The sequence below is a fragment of the Curtobacterium sp. MCJR17_020 genome (assembly GCF_003234365.2).
In the GTDB taxonomy this organism is placed as follows: Bacteria; Actinomycetota; Actinomycetes; order Actinomycetales; family Microbacteriaceae; genus Curtobacterium.
This window is the reverse complement of sequence record NZ_CP126260.1, coordinates 2100420-2121023: the sequence shown is the minus strand read 5'-3', so window position 1 is coordinate 2121023 and position 20604 is coordinate 2100420. Positions and strand designations below refer to the sequence as shown.

The window sequence follows — 20604 nt, the reverse complement described above, 5'->3', positions numbered from 1 at the left end:
GCCCGCCCGGCCTGGCCGGCCTGGCCCGAGTCTCGGCCTGAGCGACACTGCTCGGGCCGCGCGAGCCGAGAAGTGTCGCCGTGCGCGAGACTCGGCTGCGAGGAGCGGTCCGCTCAGCCGCGCAGGCCGAGCGTCGCGAGCACGGCGGACAGGTCGCGGTCCACGACGGCGACGTCCGCCTGCTCCCGCACGCGCGGCTTCGCGTCGAACGCCACCGACAGGGCGGCGACGCGCATCATCTCGAGGTCGTTCGCCCCGTCGCCGATCGCGACGGTGCGGACCGCGTCCACGCCGTCGGCCTCGGCCCACTCGCGCAGGGCGACGGCTTTGGCGTGCGCGTCCACGACGTCGCCGAGCACACGGCCGGTCAGCACGCCGTCGGCCACCTCGAGTCGGTTCGCCCGGCAGTGGTCGAGACCGAGCTGCTCGGCGAACGGGTCGAGGACCTCGTGGAACCCGCCGGACACGACACCGACGGTCCCACCGGCGGCGTGCACGCCGCGGACGAGTTGGTCGGCGCCCCGCGTCACGCGGACCGCCTGCTGTGCGCGTCGGAAGACGTCGACCGGGAGGCCCGCCAGGGTCGCGACACGCTCCCGGAGGCTCTCGGCGAAGTCGATCTCCCCGCGCATGGCGCGCTCCGTGATCGCCGCGACCTGTGGCCGGGTGCCGGCGGTGTCGGCGAGGAGTTCGATCACCTCGTCCTCGAGGAGGGTGGAATCGGCATCGAGGACGACGAGGAAGCGGGGCACGGACCAACGGTACCGACACACGGAGGCACGGCTCGCGTCCGTGACGCGAGCCGTGCCTCCTGACCGTGCGTGTCGACGTGACCGGCGGACGCTACGCGTCGACGCGGACGCCCTTGCCGACCCATGGGCGGAGCCCGGACTCGGCAACGGATCAGGCGTCGACGCGGACGCCCTTGCCGACCCATGGGCGGAGCCCGGACTCGGCAACGGATCAGGCGTCGACGCGGACGCCCTTGCCGACCCATGGGCGGAGCCCGGACTCGGCAACGGATCAGGCGTCGACGCGGACGCCCTTGCCGACCACGGTGATGCCGGAATCGGTCACGGTGAAGCCGCGGGCCTCGTCGGCCTCACGGTCGATGCCGACCTGCGCACCCGGCGCGATGACGACGTCCTTGTCCAGGATCGCCCGGTTCACGACCGAACCGGCGCCGATCGTCGCCCGCTCGAAGACGATCGAGTCGAGGACCTTCGCGCCGGAGTCGATCCCGCACCACGGGCCGATCATGCTGCGTTCGACCTGCGCGCCCGACACCAGGCAGCCGAGTGACACGAGCGAGTCGACCGTCGAGCCGGTGTTGCCGTTGGCGTCCCGCACGAACTTCGCCGGCGGCAGGTTCGTCTGCTGGTTGAAGATCGGCCAGTCCTGGTTGTACAGGTTGAACACCGGCACCGGGGCGATGAGGTCCATGTGCGCGTCGAAGAACGAGTCGATCGTCCCCACGTCGCGCCAGTAGTACTTGTCGCGGTCGGTGGACCCGGGGACCTCGTTGCGCTGCAGGTCGTAGACACCGGCGTCGCCGCGGTCCACGAAGTCGGGGACGATGTCGCCGCCCATGTCGTGCGCGGACGACTCGACCTGGCCGTCGCGGAGCACCGCGTCGACGAGGGCGTCCGCGTTGAACACGTAGTTGCCCATCGAGGCCAGGACCTCGCCGGGGGAGTCGGCGAGCCCGACCGGGTTCTTCGGCTTCTCGAGGAAGGCGTCGATCTTCGTCGGGTCGTCGGCGTCCACCTGGATGACGCCGAACTGGTCGGCGAGCTCGATGGGCTGACGGATCGCCGCGACGGTGGCGCTGCGACCCGAGGCGATGTGCGCCTCGACCATCTGGTGGAAGTCCATCCGGTACACGTGGTCGGCGCCGACCACGACGACGATGTCCGGACGCTCGTCCCGGAGCAGGTTGAGCGACTGCAGGATCGCGTCGGCCGAACCGGCGAACCAGCGCTTGCCGAGTCGCTGCTGCGCGGGGACCGACGCCACGTAGGACCCGAGCAGGCCCTCCATGCGCCAGGTCTCGGCGACGTGCCGGTCGAGACTGTGCGACTTGTACTGGGTGAGGACGACGATCTTCTGCAGACCGGAGTTCACCAGGTTCGACAGCGCGAAGTCGATGAGACGGAAGTTCCCGCCGAACGGGACTGCGGGCTTCGCCCGGTCGGCCGTGAGCGGCATGAGCCGTTTCCCCTCGCCGCCAGCGAGCACGATGCCGAAGACCTTCTTTGGTGCCATGCCGCTCACAGTAGGCGTCAGCACTGGGAACCGGTTACCTTGAACCCGTGCGAGTCGATCTACTGACCAGGGAGTATCCGCCGGAGGTCTACGGCGGAGCGGGCGTCCACGTGGCCGAACTGACTGCTGCGTTGCGGTCGGGGACCGACACCGACGTCCGGGTCCGGGCCTTCGGGGCCTTCCGCGACGAAGCCGACGTCTGGGGGTACCGCACGCCGGCAGGCCTCGAGCAGGCGAACGGTGCACTGCAGGCGCTCGGCACCGACATGGCCATCGCCGCCGACGTCGAGGGCGCCGACCTCGTGCACTCGCACACCTGGTACGCGAACTCGGCGGGCCGGATCGCGCAGTTGACCTACGGGATCCCCCACGTCGTCACGGCGCACAGCCTCGAGCCGCTCCGCCCGTGGAAGGCCGAGCAGCTCGGCGGTGGCTACCGCCTGTCGAGCTGGATGGAACGCGAGGCGTTCGAGAACGCCGACGGTGTCATCGCGGTGTCGAAGGCCATGCGCGCCGACATCCTGCGCTCCTACCCGTCGATCGACCCGGCGAAGGTGCACGTCGTCTACAACGGCATCGACATCGACGCCTGGAAGCCGCAGGTCGACGAGGACGCCGTCCGCGCCCTCGGCATCGACCCGTCGCGCCCCAGCGTCGTCTTCGTCGGTCGCATCACCCGGCAGAAGGGCCTGCCCTACCTGCTCCGCGCCGTGGCGTCGCTCCCCGAGGACGTCCAGATCGTGCTGTGCGCCGGTGCCCCGGACACCCCGGAGATCCTCGCCGAGGTCACCGGGCTGGTCGAGGGCCTGCGCGAGCAGCGCGAGGGCGTCGTCTGGATCGACCGGATGCTCGCGCACGAGGAGATCGTGAACGTGCTGTCCTCGGGCACCGTGTTCGTGTGCCCGTCGATCTACGAACCGCTCGGCATCGTGAACCTCGAGGCCATGGCGTGCGGCATCCCCGTCGTCGGCACCGGCACCGGGGGCATCCCCGAGGTCGTCGCGGACGGCTTCACCGGTCGCATCGTGCCGATCGACCAGGCGCAGGACGGCACGGGCACCCCGACCGACCCCGACAAGTACGTGGCGGACCTGGCCGCGACCCTGTGTGAGGTGCTCGCCGACGAGGGGCTCGCGAAGCTCATGGGCCGCGCCGGACGCCTGCGCGTCGAGTCCGAGTTCACCTGGGACGCGATCGCCACGAGGACACGGCAGGTCTACGACGAGGTGCTCGGCCGGACCCCGTAGGCTGGTCGCATGCCCTCGGTCGTGCGCTTGTCAGACGTCTCCGTGGTCCGCAACGGGGCCACCATCCTCGACTCGATCTCGTGGGGGGTGCAGGACGACGAACGCTGGGTCGTGCTCGGTGCGAACGGCGCCGGCAAGACCACGTTGCTGCAGGTCGCCGGTGCCCAGACGTTCCCGACCTCGGGTGACGTCGAGGTGCTCGGCACCGAGCTGGGCGGCGCCGACCTGTTCGAGCTCCGCCCGCGCATCGGCTTCGCATCGACCGCCCTGGCCCGTCGCATCCCGGTGACCGAGAAGGTCATCGACGTCGTGCTGACGGCCGCGTACTCGGTCACGGGTCGCTGGAACGAGGAGTACGAGGAGCTCGACGTCCGCCGTGCCCAGCGCGTGCTCGAGGAGTGGGGCCTGGGGTCGTTCACCGACCGCACCTTCGGCGAGCTGAGCGACGGCGAGCAGAAGCGCGTCCAGATCGCCCGTGCCGTCATGACCGACCCGGAGATCCTGTTCCTGGACGAGCCGGCCGCCTCGCTCGACCTCGGTGCCCGTGAGAGCCTCGTCCGCACCCTCGGCGGCTACGCCCAGAGCGCCGACTCGCCGGCCATCGTGATCGTCACCCACCACGTCGAGGAGATCCCCGCCGGGTTCACCCACGCGCTGGTGCTCGCCGACGGCCACGTGCAGGCCGCCGGGCCCATCGACGAGGTCCTGACCGACCAGACCCTGACCGAGGCGTTCGGCATCGCGCTGTCCGTCACGAAGGACGCCGGTCGGTACACGGCGCGCGCGTCCTAGCGCTGCGATCGCGCCGTCCGTCTGGTAACGTTGACGGCTGGCGCAAGCCGATGACTTCCCGCGCATCTCGCGCAATCCCACCACCGCTACCGCTATCGAGGAAACTCCATGAAGACCGACACCCACCCCGAGTACCGCGCCATCGTCTTCCGTGACCTGGCCTCCGGTGAGACCTTCCTGACGCGTTCGACCGCGAACAGCGACAAGACGATCGAGCTCGACGGTGCCACCTACCCGGTGATCGACGTCGAGATCTCGTCCGCTTCGCACCCGTTCTACACGGGCAAGCAGCGCATCCTCGACTCGGCCGGTCGCGTCGAGAAGTTCAACCAGCGCTTCAAGGGCTTCTCCAAGTAGTCCTTCGGCAACAGCAGAACGGGCGGTCCTCCTTCGGGAGGACCGCCCGTTCTGCGTCGTGCGAGCGGTGCGCGGGTCAGGCGCCGTTGCGGTGCGGCCAGCGACCGTCGGCGGTGAAGGACGGGTCGCGCTTCTTGCGCATGTACTCCTGGAACGAGGTCGCCTGCTCGGCGCACCACCCGACCTGCTTGCGGTGGAGTTCCTCTGCCGAGATGCCGAGCTCGTCCTGGTACTTGCCGGCGATGGCCTGGGCGACCCGACCGGCCGCGATGGCGTCGGCACCGGCGTCGTGCGCGTCGTCGAGGGTGACGCCGTACAGCTCGGACGCCGCCTCGAGCGTGCGCTTGCCCTTGCGGAAGGTGTCGAGGGCCTTGTCGATCACGAGCGGGTCGACGACGTTGCCGATGACGGGGGAGGCGAACCCGTGCCGCTTTGCCTCGCGATCGAGGACCGTCAGGTCGTACGGGGCGTTGTAGATCACCAGCGGGACGCCGCGGGCGAACACCGCCTCGATCGCGGCGATGATCTCGGCGACGACCTCGGCCGCGGGACGCCCCTCGGCCTGGGCGCGCTCGGTGGTGTAGCCGTGCACGGCCGCGGCGCCCTCGGGGATCGCGATGCCCGGGTCGGCGATCCACGCACCCTCGGCGATGGAAGCACCCGTCATGTCGATGAGGCCGACGTGCGCCGTGACGATCCGCGCCGTCTCGACGTCGACACCGGTGGTCTCGAGGTCGAAGACGCCGAGAGCGTGCCACCAGGGGCGTCCGGAGAGGTCCTGCGCCGGGGCGGGCGTGTCGAGCTGTGCTGTCGGATCCAGCTGTGCTGTGGGGAACGTCACGCGGTCAGGCTAACGGGACGCACCGACACGACCGGTGCTACCCGACCGGCGCGCCGACGTGCAGCCAGTAGAACGACTGCGTCCCGAGGGTCAGCGTGACGGTGCCGTCCTCGTCGAACGCGGGGAACGAACCGCCGCCGAACAGGTCGTAGAGCGGTCGACCGGCGAACTCGGGTGCTGAGACCGTGACCGACGTCGGGTTCGTGGCGAACGAGAACACGCACAGCACGTCCTCCGCCGACGGCCCGAACTGCTGCCCGGAGCCCTCCCACGAGCGCACGAACGCGAGCACCGACTCGTTCGAGGTCTCCTGCACGTGCAGGGTCCCGAGCCCGAACACCGGGTGGGCCTTCCGCACGTGGATGACGTTGCGCACCCAGTGCAGCAGGGAGCGGGACTGGGCGAGCTGGGCCTCGACGTTGACCTGCGCGTAGTTGTACACGAGCGACTGGACCACGGGCAGGTAGAGCTTGCCGGGGTCTGCCGTGGAGAACCCGGCGTTGCGGTCGGGGGTCCACTGCATCGGCGTACGGGACGAATCGCGGTCGGGGAGCCAGATGTTGTCGCCCATCCCGATCTCGTCGCCGTAGTACAGGAACGGCGAGCCCGGAAGCGAGAACAGCAGCGCGTGGATGAGTTCGAGTTCGGCACGCGAGTTGTCGAGCAGGGGAGCGAGCCGGCGCCGGATGCCGATGTTCGAGCGCATCCGGGGGTCGTAGCCGTACCAGCCGTACATGGCCTGCCGGTACTCCTCGCTGACCATCTCGAGCGTGAGCTCGTCGTGGTTGCGGAGGAACACGCCCCAGGCTGCCGCGGACGGCACGTCGAGCGTCTCCGACAGGATCGCGGACAGCTCCTTGGCGTGCTGGGCACGGAGCGAGTAGAAGATGCGGGGCATCACCGGGAAGTCGAACGCCATGTGGCACTCGGGCTCCTCGTCGGTGCCGAAGAAGGCGGCGGTCTCGCGCGGCCACTGGTTCGCCTCGGCGAGCAGGACACGACCGGGGTACTCGTCGTCCACCATCGCGCGCATCTTCTTGATGAACTCGTGGGTTTCCGGCTCGCCTTCGCCGTTGCCCTCTTCGGACTCGAACAGGTACGGGATCGCGTCGAGCCGCAGACCGTCGACACCGAGGTCGAGCCAGTGCCGCACGACGTCGTACACGGCCTCGACCACCGCGGGGTTCTCGAAGTTCAGGTCGGGCTGGTGCGAGAAGAACCGGTGGAAGAAGAACTGCCGGCGGACCGGGTCGAACGTCCAGTTCGACTCCTCGGTGTCGACGAAGATGACCCGGATGTTCGGGTACTCCTCGTCGGTGTCCCGCCAGACGTAGAAGTCACCGAAGGGGCCGTCAGGGTCCTCGCGCGACTGCTGGAACCACTCGTGCTGGTCGCTGGTGTGGTTGATCACCATGTCGATGACGATGCGCATGTTGCGCTCGTGCGACTTCGTGACGAGCTCGCGGAAGTCGTCGAGCGTGCCGAACTCCGGCAGGATCGCCTTGTAGTCGGCGATGTCGTACCCGCCGTCGCGCATCGGCGACTGGAAGAACGGCGGCAGCCACAGGGCGTCGACGCCGAGCCACTGCAGGTAGTCGAGCTTGCCGATCACGCCCTGCAGGTCACCGATCCCGTCGCCGTTCGAATCGACGAACGAGCGGATCATGCACTCGTAGAAGACCGAGCGCTTGTACCACTGCGGGTCGAGCGTCAGGCCGGGCAGCTGGATCGGGGCTGTGAAGGTCACCGTGCTCCTCGTCGTCATCGACGGGCCGGTCGACGGCCCGCCCCGGACACGATAGGCGCGCGATGCTGCGGGTGTCCGGGGTTTCGTGCGGTTGTCTTCGTAGACTGGCGCCGATGCAACCGCCCGTGCTCTCCCCGTACCAGTCGCTCATGGCCGCCACACCGGTGGTCCACCGGTCCGTGCAGGTCGACGGCCGCACCACGCACTACTGGGAGTACGGGCCGTCCGACGCGACGCAGACCGTCCTCGCGGTGCACGGGTTCCGCGGAGACCACCACGGCCTCGAGACGATCGCCGCGCACCTGCAGGACGTCCGCGTGATCGTCCCCGACCTGCCCGGCTTCGGCGTGTCCGACCCGTTGCCGGTGTCGGACATCGAGTCGTACGTCGGCTGGCTGCGCGCGTTCCACGACGCGCTCGGGCTCGGCCGCGACGCCGTCGTCCTCGGCCACTCGTTCGGGTCGATCGTGGTGTCCGCCACCGTGGCCGCCGGGCTCGACACCCGCCTGCTCGTCCTCGTGAACCCGATCGCCGCGCCGGCGCTGCAGGGGCCCCGCGCGGTGGGCACCGGGATCGCGATCGGCTACTACAAGGCCGGCGCGGTGCTGCCGAAGCCGATCGGGCTCGGGATCCTGCGGAACGCCGCCATCGTCCGCGTGATGAGCATCGCGATGCTCAAGTCGCACGACCGCGGGATGCGCCGCTGGGTGCACGACCAGCACGACCGGTACTTCTCGGCCTTCGCGAACCGCACGAGCGTGCTCGAGGCGTTCCGCACCTCGGTCACCCACGACGTGTCCGAGTACGCGGACCGCATCGACGTGCCGGTGCTGATGATCGCTGCCGAGCACGACGACATCACGGCCGTCCCCGAGCAGCGTGCCCTGGCCGCCCGCCTGCGCGATGCCGAACTCGTGGTCATCCCCGGGGTCGGCCACCTGGTGCACTACGAGACACCGGCTCCGGCCGCCGCCGCGGTGCTGCGCCGGATGGCGGACACGGCCGCGCGCCCTGAACGGGGCCGCGGCACCAAGGCAGGCCGACCGTCGGGCGCGGGACGGGCCTCCCGGACGACCGCGACGAAGACGACCGCGACGAACACGACGGCGACGAAGACGACGGCGATGAACGCGAGCTCGCCGAAGACGACGGCGACGAAGGCGAGCGCGCCGAAGGCGGACGACTCGACGGCGAGTGACGCGAAGGAGTCCGACGCGTGACGCGTCTGCGCATCGGCCTCGACTGCCGCTACGTCCGGATCGGCCGCCACGACGGCATCAGCCGGTTCACCGCCGGGGTCGCCTGGAACCTGCCCGACCGGCACGACGTCGTGCTGCTCGTCCACGACGAGCGCCAGCTCGAGTCCCTGCCGCGCGACCTGCCGTGGGAGCTGCTGCCGGCGCCCACCGACGCGGGGGAGCCGCTCGTCGCACGACGGGTGAACCAGCTCGGCCTCGACGCGGTGTTCTCGCCGATGCAGACGATGGGCTCGCGGGGGCGCGACTACGCGCTCGTGCTCACACTGCACGACCTGATCTACTACCGGAACCGGACGCCTCCGCGCGAGTTCTCGTGGCCGCTCCGGCTCGGGTGGCGCGCGTTCCACCTGTCGTGGGTGCCGCAGCGCGTCCTGCTGAACGGTGCCGACGGGGTGGTCACGGTGTCCGAGACCACCGCGGGGCTCATCGCCGAGCACCGGCTGACGAAGCGTCCGGTGACGGTGGCGTACAACGCTGCCGACCCGGCGGCTCCGCGTGCGGCGGGTGCGCCGCGGGAGCGCTCGCTCGTCTACATGGGCTCGTTCATGCCGTACAAGAACGTCGAGACGCTGGCGGCCGCGCTGCCGCTGCTCGGAGCGGACTGGACCCTGCACTGCATGTCGCGGGTGTCCGACGCCGACCGCGCACGGCTCGAGGGGCTCGCGCCGGCCGGCTCGATCGTGTTCCACGACGGTGCGACCGACGAGGAGTACCTGTCGGTGCTCCGATCCGCCACGGCCCTGGCGACGGCGTCGTACGACGAGGGCTTCGGCATCCCGCTGGTCGAGGCGATGGGCGTCGGGACCCCGGTCGTGGTGAGCGACATCCCGATCTTCCGCGAGATCGGGGGCGATGCGGCCGAGTACTTCGACCCGGCGTCGCCGTCGGCGGTGGCGGCTGCGGTGCGGCGGGTCGAGGAGCGGTGGGACGACGCCTCGGCGCAGTCGGTCGAGCGGGCCGCGCGGTTCCGGTGGCAGGACTCGGCGGAGCAGGTCGTGCGGGCGGTCGAGCGGGCCGTGGCCGACCGGCGCGCGCGGTAGCGAGGCGTGTCGGTCGATGCGACACGAGATCGTCGACGTCGTGCGACATCGGATTCGTCGTTCCGCGTCGGCCACGCGACCGCCCGACCGCTACTTCGCCGCGACCACCTCGACGCTCGCCCCGGGGAACACCTTGTGCGTCTCCTCGGTCACCCGCGCCACGATCGGCGGGACGGCGGCCCCTCGCCCCGGGGTCTCGACGACGATCGACTGGTCGGCGGCGCGGTCCGACGGGGTGCCGCCGCGTTCCCACGAGCAGCGGACGGCCGTGACCCCGCCGATGTGGTCGAGCGTGTCCGCCAGTACCAGGCGCTTCGCGGTCACCGTGCGCGAGTCGGAGACACCCACCTCGAGGGCACCGAGGTTGGCGATCGCGACGACCCGGACGCCGTTGCCGCCGGCCGAGTCGGCCGCGCGGCTCAGCGTCTCGACCAGGTCGGTGCGCTCGGCGGCGTCGAGCGACGGGTCGGCCGTGATCGTCGCGGTGGCGTCGTAGCTCGCGAAGCCGGTCTTCTCGGCCGGGTGGTGGCGGACCTCGGTGACACCCGGCACGTCGGCGAGCCGGTCGTCGAGGCGGTCGAGTGCCAGGTCCGGCCGGGGGAACACGCCGCCGATGCCGGTCTGCACGCTGCCGATGATGGTGCCGAGCACGAGGGCGATCACCCCGGCGACCACGACGGTGCTGCCGCCGATGACGAGCCAGGTGCGAGCCCGCTGCCCCATCGTGCGGGTCTGCACGCTGGCGGTCTCGGGGCCGAAGGCACGGTCGAGGTCGTCGTCCTGCTGGTCAGTGGCTTGCCAGCCACCCGGGTCGGTTCCGTCGGTCACCATGTCGCCCCCTGGTTCGGGTGCGTCGGAGCCTAGTCGCAGGACGGCCGCGCCGTCCGCGCACTGTGGTGCGGGAGCCGCTCGGCGCCCCGTCCGCGCAGGGCGCTCGTCAGCCCCGGCGTTCCAGCGGGTTCTGGTAGTCGAACGCGTACCGCCCCGGCCCGTCCGAGACGTCGTCGATCGGGTCGTCGAACCGGACGAGCTCCGCGTGGAAGCGTTCCGGGTCCCAGCGGAACGAGTGGATCGAGCCGTTGCGGATCGGGGTGGCGTGCCGGTCGGCGGTGCCGGGCGCCGCCTCGTTCACCACGCTCCGGATCACCGCGCCGTGGGTGGCGACGACCACGACCCCGCCGTCGAAGCGCACCGCGATCTCACCGAGTGTCTCGGTGATGCGGGCGAGCAGCGCGGACCGGGACTCGCGGCCCGGGATGTCGTCGTGCGGGTACTTCGCCGTCACCTCGGTGTCGGTGAGCCCCTCGGCTTCGCCGTAGGAGCGCTCGGCCAGCCCGGCGTACGTCACGGGCGCCGCGAGCCCGAGCCGGTCGGCGATGATCGCCCCGGTCTCGGCGGCGCGGGACAGGGGTGAGGCGACGACGGCGTCGAACTGCCGGCGGGTGAGGAGTTCCGCGGCCTCGGCGGCCTGTCGCCGCCCGGTGTCGTTGAGCGGGATGTCGGTGGAACCCTGGATGCGGCGCTGCGCGTTCCAGTCGGTCTCACCGTGCCGGACCAGGTACAGGAGCGTCGTCACCCGTCGATCATCCCAGAAGGCGAGGCCGGCCGAGCCGCTCGGCCAGGTGCACCAGCGTCTCGGTCGTCCCGCCGTCGAGCTTGACGGCGGCACGGCGGTCGCTGCGGGTCGCACCGCGGTTCACGATGACCACCGGGTTCTTGCGGCGAGCAGCGTGGTCGACGAGCCGCACGCCGGAGTTCACCGTCAGCGACGACCCCACCACGAGCAGCGCCTCGGCGTCGGCGACGATCGACACCGCCTCGTGGAACTTCTCAGTGGGCACGAACTCGCCGAAGAACACGACGTCGGGCTTGAGCATCCCGCCGCACACCGAGCAGTCCGGCACCACGAAGCGCTCGACGTCGGTGATCTCGACGTCGCCGTCGGGCTGCAGCTGCACCGAGCCGGGCTCGTCGATCCACGGGTTGGCGCGGTCGATGGTCGTGGCGAGGTCGGCACGGGAGAACACCTGCCCGCACGTCAGGCAGAGGGCGCGGTCCATCGACCCGTGGATCTCGACCAAGCGGCGGGACCCGGCGCGCAGGTGCAGGCCGTCGACGTTCTGCGTGATGACGCCGGTGACGACACCGGCGTCCTCGAGGGCGGCGAGCGCCCGGTGCCCCTCGTTCGGTCGGGCGGCGGCGAAACTCCGCCAGCCGAGGTGCGAGCCCGCCCAGTACCGCTGCCGTTTGGCGGCGTCGGCGCGGAACTCCTGGAAGGTCATCGGCTTGCGCACGACCCGCCCGGCGCCGCGGTAGTCGGGGATGCCGGAGTCGGTGCTCAGGCCGGCCCCGGAGAGCACGGCGACGCGTTTGCCGGCGAGCACGTCGAGCACGCGGTCGAGGTCCGCTGCGGTCGGCAGAGCGGTCGACTGACCGGTCGGCGCCCCGGTGGGCGGTCCGGTCGTCGACGCAGCATCATCCAGCACCCTGTTCACGGTACCCTCAACAGCCGACCGTCCCGGTCGCTTCCCCCTTCGGCGAGACGCGGCGAGACATCAGCTGGCCCACCACCTGCACCACACCGAAACGAGCCCCGTGCACCCCGTCCGCATCGACTCCCTCGACGACCCCCGCCTCGACGACTTCGCCCGTCTGACCGACGTGGCGCTCCGCCGGGTGAGCGAACCGGAGGGCGGCCTGTACATCGCCGAGTCGAACACGGTCATCGAGCGCGCGGTCCGTGCCGGGCACACCCCCCGGAGCATCCTGGTGCAGGAGAAGTGGCTCGACAGCGTGCTGCCCCTGGTCGCGGAGCACGACGGCCCGGTCTTCGTGGGCCCGGACGCCCTGCTCGAGGAGCTCACCGGCTTCCGCATGCACCGTGGCGCGATCGCCGCCGTGCAGCGCCCCGAGTTGCCGACCGTCGCCGAGGTGGTGCGGGACGCGAAGCTCGTCGTCGTGCTCGAGGACATCGTCGACCACACCAACGTCGGCGCCGTCTTCCGCAGCGTCGCCGGTCTCGGCGCCGACGCCGTGCTGGTCAGCCCGCGCTGCGCGGACCCGCTGTACCGCCGGAGCGTCCGGGTGAGCATGGGCACGGTCCTGCAGGTCCCGTGGACCCGGATCGGTGACTGGCCGGCAGCGGGCGAGGAGCTCCGTGCGCAGGGCTTCCACCTCGCCGCGATGGCGCTGACCGACGAGTCGGTCGACCTCGCCGAGTTCGTCCGCGACGTCCCCGGCAAGGTCGCGCTCGTGATGGGCACCGAGGGGCAGGGACTGACGCCCGCCGCGATCGCGTCGGCCGACACCACGGTGCGGATCCCGATGGCGCACGGCGTCGACTCGCTCAACATCGCTGCGGCGAGCGCCGTCGGTCTGTGGGCGGTCACGCACGCCCAGCGGCTCGCTTCCTAGCCACGCCAGGGGCGGACCGGGAGGCGCGGCTCGCCTCAGTGCTGCAGCATCCGTCCGGCGCGGATCACCAGGGCACGGTCGGTGCCCGGTTCGCCGACCAGGCACACGCCGACGGGGGCCCCGTCCACGGTGAGCGCCGGTGCGCTGACCGCCGGCGTGCCGCCGACGCTCGCGAGGCTCGTCATCGCCGTCGTCGCGGTCCGGGTGCGTTCGAGCGACGCCGTGTCGGCGGCGAGGAGTGGTGCCGGCCCGGGGACCGTCGGGAACAGCAGGGTCCGGCCGGCGAGCGCCGTGCGGATCGTCGTCCGGACGTCGTCGAGCCGCGCGACGGCGTCGGCGGTGGCTGCGGGATCGTTCGCCCGGGCGGCGGCGAACCGGTCGCCGACGACGGCGCTCAGGGCGCCGGGGTGGGCGTCGATCCAGGCACCGTGTGCGGCGACGGCCTCGGCGGCCTGCACGAGGCGCAGCAGTTCGCGCAGGTCGTCGAGGGGCGGGATCCCGAGGTCGGCGAGCCGCACGGTGCCGATCGGTCGGCCGTGCCCTGCGACGAAGGCGGTGAAGGCGTCGGCGACGGCTGGCTCGACGAGGTCCAGGAGTTCAGCGGGCACGAGCAGCTCCGGATCGGCCCCGGCTGCGGTCGACGGCACGGTGGCGTCGAGCGCCGCGAGCAGGACGTCGGCGCTCCGGGTGAGCCACCCCACCGTGTCGAACGACGGCGCGAGGGGCAGCAGGCCCTGTCGGGAGACCGCGCCGTGGGTCGTCCGGAGGCCCCAGAGTCCCTGGTACGAAGCGGGGACCCGCACCGATCCCGCGGTGTCCGTGCCGATCCCGATCTCGGCCGTGCCGAGACGGACAGCCGATGCGGATCCGCTGGACGAGCCTCCTGGCAGTCGGGTCGGGACCGCCCCGTTGGGCGGGGTGCCGTGGTGTTCGTTGCGTCCCGTCAGGTTGTAGGCGAACTCGTCGGTGCGCGCGATGCCGCGGATCGCGGCGCCGGCGTCGAGGAGCGCCGCGACGGCCGCTGCCGGCGTCGCCTGGACGGTGGACTCGCGCAGGTACGTCGGGTTGCCGCCGCCGACGGGCTGGCCGGGGACGGCGTAGAGGTCCTTCACCGCGACGGTGAGCCCGTCGAGCGGTCCGGACGCCGTGGGGGCGACGAGCGGGTCGCCGACGGCGCGCCAGACGGTGGTGTCGAAGGCCTTCGGGCGGCCGGTGACGTGGGCTGCCTCGATGCGCCAGCGCGGCGCGGCGTCGCCGTGGTCGCTGTCGCTGTCGCGTCGCCACAGCTGCGTCTGGAGGCCCTGCCCGCCCGCCGCGAACTCGGACACCGACACGACGAGGGCGAGTCCCTCGGCCAGGGGACGGACCTCGACGCGCGACAGCGACCGGGCCAGGACCCCACCCCGTGCACCGCGGAACGCGCTGATCGCGTCGTGCCCGACGAGCAGGCCGCGGTCGTCACCGCGCATCGTGCCCGGGGCGTCGACGAACGCGGCGTCGAGGGCGTCGAGGTCGTTCGCGGCGAGGGCGGCCTCGTACGCGTCGAGCGCGTCGAGCAAGCCCTCCGGTGCCGCAGTGCTCGTCTCGTGCGTGCTCGTCTCGTGCGTGCTCATCGGGTGGGCTCCTCGAAGTCGGCCTTGCGGATGCGGGCGTGCGCGCCGGTGACCAGGTCGACCACCTGCGAGATGTTGAAGTCCGTCGCCGCCGACAGGTAGGCGTACGCCAGGTGCGGCTCCATGCCCCAGCGGGCGCCGAGGATCGCGACGGCGTGCCGGACACAGGCGCGGACGGCCTCGTCGAGGTCCGGGTCCATGCCCGTCGGCACGAGGAACTCGTGGGTCTCGACGAGCGGCCAGGCCAGGTCGCCGAACTGCTGTGCGGCGTCGGCGGCAGGTGTCACGTCGAACCGGACGGTCGCGCGGAGCGACGCCTCCATCGCGGTGAGCGCGACCTCGCCGTCGCCCTGGGCGAAGTGCGGGTCACCGACGTACGCGAGCGCCCCGGGGACCAGGACCGGCAGGTGCAGCTGCGCGCCGACCTGCAGCAGGTTGACGTCGACGTTGCCGCCGTGCCGGCCCGGCGGCACCGAGTGCAGCCGTTCGCCGGGGGTGGCGACGCCCATGATCCCGAGGAAGGGGGCGAGCGGGAAGTGCGCGAAGCGGTCGCGGGCGCCGGTCAGGGGGATGCGGCCCCGCTGACCGTCGGCCGTCTCGACCACGTCGGCGAAGACGCTGACCGTGGTGCCGTCGACCGGGTACTCGCCGTGCAGGGCGCCGCGGCCGTGCCGGTTCGACACGACGCCGTAGTGCACCCGCGGCAGCGTCTCGAGCACCGTCATGGTCAGGACGTCGCCCGGCTCGGCGCCCGCGATGGCGATCGGACCGGAGACGACGTGCGGACCGTCGGTGGCAGGGTCCCGGTGGCCGCTCCTGGCGATCGCGACGGCGTCGTCGAGGACGTGGTCCGCGGCGACGCCGTGCGACGCGAAGTACGCGCGGGGGTCGCTGCCCTGGTCGGGCAGGATCCCCTCGTGGCTGACGGTGTCGATCGTGACGTCCTCACCGGACGCGATCGTGATGACCGGGCGGTCGTCGGCGTTCGGCAGCCGACCCCACAGGACCGTGTCCGGGTCGACGGGCAGGTAGCGGTCGGACCGGATCGGGCCGGCGCCGGGCTGCAGGGTCGGGATCGCGGGGGTGCTCACGGAGCCACTTTTGCACACGCGACACCGCGGCCCGCTCGCAGCCACGCGGGACTCGTCACCGGTACGCTCGGTTCCCGTGTCACGAGTCGTCCGTCGCCCCCGCTCCGCCGTCCGGAGGCCCGTGACGATCTCCGTCGTCGCGGTCCTGGTGCTCGTTGCCGGGTACCTCGTGGCCGCCGCCGTCGTGCCGTTCGGTCCGGCGAGCGCCGCGACCACCACGTACTCGGCCCCGACGTCGAGCGTGCCGGCGCTGAGCTTCCCCGGCTACGGCGCCACCGCGGTCGAGGCCACCGACTTCCCGGAGAGCCTGCGCACCAGCGGTGACACGAAGCCCCGGTCGATCGCGAGCATCACCAAGATCGTCACGGCGCTCGTGGTCCTCGACGAGAAGCCGATGGCGGCGGGGGAGTCCGGCCCGGCGATCACCTTCACGCCGAAGATGGAGTCGCTCTACGCCAAGTACGCGGCGATGAACGGCGAGGTCGCGCCGATGCCCGCCGGCCTGAAGCTCACCGAGCACCAGGCGTTCCAGGTGATGCTCATGAAGTCGGCGAACAACTACGCCGGCGCTCTCGCCATCTGGGCCTTCGGGTCGATCGCCGAGTACGAGCAGGCGGCGACGAAGTGGCTCGAGGAGCACGACCTCGACGACACCACGATCCACGAGCCGACTGGTCTCGATCCGCAGAACACGTCGACCGCGACCGACCTGGTCGACCTCGGGCAGCTCGCCCTCGCGAACCCGGTGGTCAAGGAGATCGTCGGCACCAAGGACGTCACGATCCCGACGGTCGGCGAGATCGAGAACTCGAACAAGCTGCTCGGCCTGGACGGCATCGAGGGCATCAAGACCGGCACCCTCGACGAGGCCGGCGCCTGCCTGCTGTTCGCGGCGACGTACGAGCGTGGCGGCCGTGACGTCACCGTCATCGGTGTGATGCTCGGCGGGGTCGACCACGACTCGCTCGACGTCGACGTGCAACGGCTGCTCCGGTCGGTCGCGGACAACTTCCAGGTCGTGCCCCTGACCCACGCCGGCCAGACCTTCGGCACGTTCTCCACCCCCTGGCAGGACGAGGCCGACGCGGTCACCGCGAAGGCGGCCGAGGTCCTGGTCTGGGGCAAGACGAAGGTCCGGGCGAAGGCGCACCTCGACGAGGTCACCCTCGGGACGAAGGGCGAGCGGGTCGGGAAGGTCCGCTTCACGGTCACGAACCACGACCCGGTCACGGTGCCGCTCGTGCTCGAGCGGACGATCGACGACCCCGGCGTCTGGTGGCGCTGGACGAACCCGTTCCAGGGCTGACGGTGCTCGCGCGCTGACGCGCACCACCCGGAGTCCGTACTGTCGGACGGGTGACGACGACGAAGACGTTCCCCCGGACCACCCCCTCCGCCCGCGACATCGATGCCCGCGGTGTGCTCGCGTTCGTCGACGCCCTCGAGTCGACCCCCGGCGTCGAACCGCACAGCCTGATGCTGCTCCGCCACGGCCAGGTCGCTGCCGAGGGGTGGTGGCAGCCGTACGCAGCCGACCGGGTGCACCTGCTCTACTCGCTCAGCAAGAGCTTCACCGCAGCGGCGGTCGGCATCGCCGTGCGCGAGGGACTGATCGACCTCGACGCGACCGCGCTGTCGTACTTCCCCGAACTCGACGACGAGATCACGGACGAACGCAGCCGCCGCATCCGGGTCCGGCACCTGCTCGCGATGGCGAGCGGGCACCGCGAGGACTCGATCGACCGGGCCCGTGAGCTCGACCGCATGGACGTCGTGCGTGGCTTCCTGCTCCTGCCGCCGGACGAGGAACCCGGCTCGCTCTTCACCTACAACCAACCGTGCACGTACACGCTCGCCGCGATCGTCCGGCGGGTCAGCGGCGGCTCGCTCGTCGACTACCTGCGTCCCCGGCTGCTCGACCCGCTCGGCATCGACGACCTGTCCTGGCGCCGTGACGAGTCCGGCGGCGAGCTCGGCTTCAGCGGCTGCTACACCACGACGTCGGCGGTCGCCGCGCTCGGGCAGCTGTACCTGCAGCGCGGCGTCTGGGAGGGCGAGCGGATCCTCGACGAGGACTGGGTCGCGGCCGCCACGAGCACGCAGGTCGAGAACCCGGCTGAGGAGAACCCGGACTGGTCGCAGGGCTACGGCTTCCAGTTCTGGATGGCCCGCCACGGCTTCCGCGGCGACGGCGCCTACGGTCAGTTCTGCGTCGTCCTGCCGGAGCACGACGTCGTCCTCGCGATCACGGGACAGAGCCTCGACATGCAGGCGGTCCTCGACGCGGCCTGGCAGCACCTGCTGCCCGCCGTCGACCGTCCGTCCGCCACGGGTGCGGACACCGCCCTGGAGGCCCGGCTCGCCTCCCTGGGGCTGCCCGCGGTGAGTGGCGGCGCGGTCCCCGAGCACGTGGCCGGTCGTGCACTCCGCGTGCTGCCCGGTGCGGCGCTCGACGCCGTGGGCTTCGACCGCGGGACCCACGGGATCCGGCTGACCGTGTCGGCCGACGGAGCGTCGGCGTCGGTGCCGGTCGGCGAGGGGGAGTGGGCCGTCGAGGGTGCCCTCGCAGCGAGCGCCGCGACCCAGCCGGACGGCGCCGTGCTCGTCGCGCTCCGTTTCGTGGAGACGCCGCACCTGCTGTGGCTCCGTGTCGACCTCGCTGCCGGCACGGTCGACACGACGTGGGAGACCGAACCGCTGCACGACGGCGCGCTGACGCTGCACCGGCCCGCCGACTGACGGGCGCCGACCACGGGGTGCACGACCCGGTTCGCGCCCCACCGTGGTCATCGCGCCCTGGGGAGTCGGGGCGCGATGACCGTGGTGGGGCGCGGTCGGGGAGGCGTGCGGACTCCGATGGCCCTCGTTCCGCTACGGGGTGTCGGACTTGTGCTCGACGACGTCCTGCAGCTCGGGGCGCTTGGCGGAGACGCCGTCGCCCGACGACGTGTGCTTGATGCGCCGGACGACCCACGGCACCAGGTACTCCTTCGCCCAGCCCAGGTCCTCGGCGCGGGCTTCACGCCACGGCCGGGCCTCGAGCGGTTCGGGGTTGAACGGCTCCAGGCCGTGCGGCACGCCGAGGGCGTCGAGCACCGCGGCGGCGATCGTGGCGTGCCCCGTGGGGGAGTGGTGCAGTCGGTCCGGTGCCCACATGCGCGGGTCGCGGAGCACCCGGAGCGCCCACATGTCCGCCACCAGTGCGCCGTGCTTCAGGGCGATGGCGTGCAGGTTCTCGTTGTAGATCGCCGTCTTGCCGCGCACCATGCCGAGCACCGGCGTCATGCCGACGTCGGGCCCGGTGAACAGCACGACGGTGGCGCCGTCGCTCCGCAGCCGCGACACCATCGCGTCCACCCGCTCGGCGAGTTCGTCCGGATCGGAGCCCGGCCGGATGATGTCGTTGCCCCCGGCGGACACCGTGACCAGGTCCGGACGGAGCGCGAGCGCCGGTTCCACCTGCTCGTCGATGATCTGCTGCAGCAGCCGCCCGCGGATCGCCAGGTTGGCGTACGCGAAGTCGTCGGACCCGTGGGCGAGCACCTCGGCGACCCGGTCCGCCCAGCCCCGGTTCCCACCGGGGACGGTGGGGTCGGGGTCGCCGATCCCCTCGGTGAACGAGTCACCGATCGCGACGTACCTGGACCACGGATGACGATCTGACACGCTCCGGACCATAGTCTCGTGCCATGACGAAGGCCAACACGGGCGCAGCCGCCGGCGCGGACGGCGGCACGGACGCAGCCGCTTGGACCGTGCCGGACGACCTGCTCGCCCGCATCGCCGAACGCGCCCCCGGGTACGACGCCGCGAACGCGTTCTGCGCCGAGGACCTCGAGGAACTCCGCGCCGCGGGCTACCTGCGCATCGGGGTGCCGGTGGCGCAGGGTGGCTCCGGGCTCGGCCTCCGCGCCACGGCCGCCGTCCAGCGGACCCTCGCCCAGGCCGCGCCGGCGACGGCGCTCGGTCTCGGGATGCACCAGGTGTGGGTGCAGGCGGCGCGCGCCGTCACTGCGCGGGGTGCGTCGTTCCTCCAGTCCGTCACCGACCACGCGTCGGACGGCCACCTGCTCGCCTTCGGGGTGAGCGAACCCGGCAACGACGCCGTCCTGTTCGACTCGTCGACGACGGCGGAGCCGGACGGCGACGGCGGGTACCGCTTCACCGGCACCAAGGTCTTCACCTCGCTCGCACCGGCGTGGGACGTCCTGAGCGTGTTCGGCAAGGATACCTCCGGGCCGGAACCGCGGCTGGTGCACGGCTTCGTGCTCCGGTCCGACGGCGACGTCGAGCACCTGGACGACTGGGACACCCTCGGCATGCGGGCGACGCAGAGCCGCACGACGAAGCTGCACGGTGTGCACGTCCCCGCCGACCGCATCGTGCGGTCGCTGCCGGTCGGGCCGAACCAGGACCCGCTCGTGTTCGGGGTGTTCGCGGCGTTCGAGCTGCTCGTCGCCTCGGTGTACGTCGGGATCGCCGAACGTGCGATCACGCTGGCGGTGTCCGCCGTCGGACGTCGCGTCGCGGCCGACGGCTCGCTCCGGTCGCAGGACCCGGACGTCCGGCGTGCGATCGCGGACCTGCGCGGCGCCGTCGACGCGATCACCCTGCAGGTCGACGCGCTCGCCCGGTCGGTGGACGAACAGGACGACCTCGGTGTCCGGTGGTTCCCGCTGCTCGTCGGCACGAAGGCGCGGGCGGTGGACACCGCGCAGCACGTGGTGGACGAGGCGATGCGGGTGGTCGGGGGCTCGGCGTTCCGGTCCTCGAGCGAACTCGCCCGCCTGGCGCGCGACGTCCGAGCCGGCCAGTACCACCCGTCGTCGCGGGACTCGGCGGCGCGCACGCTCGCGGCGTCGGTGCTCGGCCCGCCCGCCTGACGCGGTCGCGTGCCCCGTCCGCGTGCCCCGGTGCGAGGTTGATCACTCCGTGCAG

General features: G+C 71.9%; 19 protein-coding genes. 9 read left to right on the top strand and 10 right to left on the bottom strand.

The genetic code is table 11. The features are described from left to right. Positions 1 to 113 precede the first annotated feature (113 nt). Together serB and glgC are read right to left on the bottom strand one after the other, a co-directional pair. Positions 114 to 752: a phosphoserine phosphatase SerB gene (gene serB, locus DEJ14_RS10040; protein ID WP_111083977.1), complete on the bottom strand. Its 639-nt coding sequence runs from the start codon at positions 750 to 752 to the stop codon at positions 114 to 116. Positions 753 to 1023: 271 nt separating this feature from the next. Continuing rightward, positions 1024 to 2265, bottom strand: coding sequence for a glucose-1-phosphate adenylyltransferase (gene glgC, locus DEJ14_RS10035; protein ID WP_111084169.1), 1242 nt, complete (start codon positions 2263 to 2265; stop codon positions 1024 to 1026). A 47-nt stretch (positions 2266 to 2312) separates the two neighbouring features. Here glgC and glgA point away from each other — a divergent pair, with 47 nt between their 5' ends. From glgA to DEJ14_RS10020, 3 genes are all read left to right on the top strand, one after another. Next, positions 2313 to 3512: a glycogen synthase gene (gene glgA, locus DEJ14_RS10030; RefSeq protein WP_111083978.1), complete on the top strand. Its 1200-nt coding sequence runs from the start codon at positions 2313 to 2315 to the stop codon at positions 3510 to 3512. A 9-nt stretch (positions 3513 to 3521) separates the two neighbouring features. After that, positions 3522 to 4304, top strand: coding sequence for an ABC transporter ATP-binding protein (locus DEJ14_RS10025; protein WP_111083979.1), 783 nt, complete (start codon positions 3522 to 3524; stop codon positions 4302 to 4304). A gap of 108 nt (positions 4305 to 4412) precedes the next feature. Continuing rightward, a complete protein-coding gene (locus DEJ14_RS10020) occupies positions 4413 to 4661 on the top strand; it encodes a type B 50S ribosomal protein L31 (RefSeq protein ID WP_017887280.1) in 249 nt (82 codons plus the stop codon). A gap of 76 nt (positions 4662 to 4737) precedes the next feature. Here DEJ14_RS10020 and DEJ14_RS10015 read toward each other — a convergent pair whose 3' ends face one another. Then, on the bottom strand, positions 4738 to 5481 hold the full coding sequence (locus DEJ14_RS10015) for a 3'-5' exonuclease (protein WP_111084170.1): 744 nt from the start codon (positions 5479 to 5481) through the stop codon (positions 4738 to 4740). A gap of 58 nt (positions 5482 to 5539) precedes the next feature. Further along, positions 5540 to 7249, bottom strand: coding sequence for a maltose alpha-D-glucosyltransferase (treS, locus tag DEJ14_RS10010; protein WP_111084171.1), 1710 nt, complete (start codon positions 7247 to 7249; stop codon positions 5540 to 5542). A gap of 113 nt (positions 7250 to 7362) precedes the next feature. On the opposite strand from treS, the gene DEJ14_RS10005 reads away from it, so the two are divergent. Together DEJ14_RS10005 and DEJ14_RS10000 are read left to right on the top strand one after the other, a co-directional pair. Further along, positions 7363 to 8469, top strand: a complete 1107-nt coding sequence (locus tag DEJ14_RS10005) for an alpha/beta fold hydrolase (RefSeq protein ID WP_111083980.1) — start codon at positions 7363 to 7365, stop codon at positions 8467 to 8469. Positions 8470 to 8474: 5 nt separating this feature from the next. Then, positions 8475 to 9548, top strand: coding sequence for a glycosyltransferase (locus DEJ14_RS10000; RefSeq protein WP_111084172.1), 1074 nt, complete (start codon positions 8475 to 8477; stop codon positions 9546 to 9548). 90 nt (positions 9549 to 9638) lie between these two features. Here DEJ14_RS10000 and DEJ14_RS09995 read toward each other — a convergent pair whose 3' ends face one another. From DEJ14_RS09995 to DEJ14_RS09985, 3 genes are all read right to left on the bottom strand, one after another. Then, positions 9639 to 10376 (bottom strand): hypothetical protein, encoded by a 738-nt coding sequence (locus DEJ14_RS09995; protein WP_284179023.1) that lies wholly within the window; start codon positions 10374 to 10376, stop codon positions 9639 to 9641. A 109-nt stretch (positions 10377 to 10485) separates the two neighbouring features. Further along, entirely contained in the window at positions 10486 to 11124 is a 639-nt protein-coding gene (locus DEJ14_RS09990; RefSeq protein WP_111083982.1) for a histidine phosphatase family protein, read from the bottom strand. A 7-nt stretch (positions 11125 to 11131) separates the two neighbouring features. Continuing rightward, entirely contained in the window at positions 11132 to 11968 is an 837-nt protein-coding gene (locus DEJ14_RS09985) for a Sir2 family NAD-dependent protein deacetylase (RefSeq protein WP_258373177.1), read from the bottom strand. A gap of 175 nt (positions 11969 to 12143) precedes the next feature. Here DEJ14_RS09985 and DEJ14_RS09980 point away from each other — a divergent pair, with 175 nt between their 5' ends. Then, complete coding sequence (locus DEJ14_RS09980; protein ID WP_111083984.1) at positions 12144 to 12962, top strand: TrmH family RNA methyltransferase; 819 nt, start codon at positions 12144 to 12146, stop codon at positions 12960 to 12962. Between the two features lie 35 nt (positions 12963 to 12997). On the opposite strand, the gene DEJ14_RS09975 is transcribed toward DEJ14_RS09980, so the two are convergent. Continuing rightward, the gene (locus tag DEJ14_RS09975) at positions 12998 to 14575 is read right to left on the bottom strand and encodes an AtzH-like domain-containing protein (protein ID WP_111083985.1); all 1578 of its coding nucleotides are present in this window, start codon (positions 14573 to 14575) and stop codon (positions 12998 to 13000) included. After that, positions 14572 to 15666, bottom strand: a complete 1095-nt coding sequence (locus tag DEJ14_RS09970; protein ID WP_111083986.1) for an acetamidase/formamidase family protein — start codon at positions 15664 to 15666, stop codon at positions 14572 to 14574. Before DEJ14_RS09970 ends, DEJ14_RS09975 begins: the two co-directional genes overlap by 4 nt. Positions 15667 to 15742: 76 nt before the next feature. On the opposite strand from DEJ14_RS09970, the gene DEJ14_RS09965 reads away from it, so the two are divergent. Both DEJ14_RS09965 and DEJ14_RS09960 read left to right on the top strand, forming a co-directional pair. Further along, a complete protein-coding gene (locus tag DEJ14_RS09965) occupies positions 15743 to 16972 on the top strand; it encodes a D-alanyl-D-alanine carboxypeptidase family protein (RefSeq protein ID WP_181437396.1) in 1230 nt (409 codons plus the stop codon). 50 nt (positions 16973 to 17022) lie between these two features. Beyond that, the gene (locus tag DEJ14_RS09960) at positions 17023 to 18405 is read left to right on the top strand and encodes a serine hydrolase domain-containing protein (RefSeq protein ID WP_111083988.1); all 1383 of its coding nucleotides are present in this window, start codon (positions 17023 to 17025) and stop codon (positions 18403 to 18405) included. Positions 18406 to 18537: 132 nt separating this feature from the next. Here the strand turns inward: DEJ14_RS09960 and DEJ14_RS09955 are convergent, their stop codons facing one another. Continuing rightward, positions 18538 to 19332: an SGNH/GDSL hydrolase family protein gene (locus tag DEJ14_RS09955; protein ID WP_111084173.1), complete on the bottom strand. Its 795-nt coding sequence runs from the start codon at positions 19330 to 19332 to the stop codon at positions 18538 to 18540. Between the two features lie 23 nt (positions 19333 to 19355). Here DEJ14_RS09955 and DEJ14_RS09950 point away from each other — a divergent pair, with 23 nt between their 5' ends. Next, complete coding sequence (locus DEJ14_RS09950) at positions 19356 to 20549, top strand: acyl-CoA dehydrogenase family protein (protein WP_111083989.1); 1194 nt, start codon at positions 19356 to 19358, stop codon at positions 20547 to 20549. Positions 20550 to 20604: the final 55 nt, after the last annotated feature.

Coding starts and splice junctions, on each gene's coding strand:
- glgC (WP_111084169.1), bottom strand. CDS start 2,265: ATGGCACCAAAGAAGGTCTTCGGCATCGTGCTCGCTGGCGGCGAGGGG.
- DEJ14_RS10025 (WP_111083979.1), top strand. CDS start 3,522: ATGCCCTCGGTCGTGCGCTTGTCAGACGTCTCCGTGGTCCGCAACGGG.
- DEJ14_RS10020 (WP_017887280.1), top strand. CDS start 4,413: ATGAAGACCGACACCCACCCCGAGTACCGCGCCATCGTCTTCCGTGAC.
- DEJ14_RS10005 (WP_111083980.1), top strand. CDS start 7,363: ATGCAACCGCCCGTGCTCTCCCCGTACCAGTCGCTCATGGCCGCCACA.
- DEJ14_RS09975 (WP_111083985.1), bottom strand. CDS start 14,575: ATGAGCACGCACGAGACGAGCACGCACGAGACGAGCACTGCGGCACCG.
- DEJ14_RS09950 (WP_111083989.1), top strand. CDS start 19,356: ATGACGAAGGCCAACACGGGCGCAGCCGCCGGCGCGGACGGCGGCACG.